The organism is Pseudoalteromonas sp. P1-7a, assembly GCF_001401855.1.
Lineage (GTDB): Bacteria > Pseudomonadota > Gammaproteobacteria > Enterobacterales > Alteromonadaceae > Pseudoalteromonas.
This window is the reverse complement of record NZ_LKDU01000188.1, coordinates 1-203: the sequence shown is the minus strand read 5'-3', so window position 1 is coordinate 203 and position 203 is coordinate 1. Positions and strand designations below refer to the sequence as shown.

1 protein-coding gene is annotated in these 203 nt (G+C 52.2%); it reads left to right on the top strand.

The annotated features are described in order from the left end of the window. A partial coding sequence (locus AN389_RS20515) for a hypothetical protein (protein ID WP_160318658.1) occupies positions 1–203 on the top strand: 203 nt, incomplete at both ends.

Below are 203 nucleotides of genomic sequence, written 5' to 3'. Positions count from 1 at the left end.
ACAGCTGAGGATACAGTTGAACTTGATAACACCGCAGCGATCACAACCAGCATTGATAAAACCGCCGACGGCGTGATTAATGGTAACGGAGAAAGCGCCGCCATGGTCGTGCGCGGCACGGTAAGCGATGTGGAAGACGGTCAAACCGTGACGGTGATCATCAGTGATGGCACAAACCAAGTTGAAACCACGGCACTTGTACA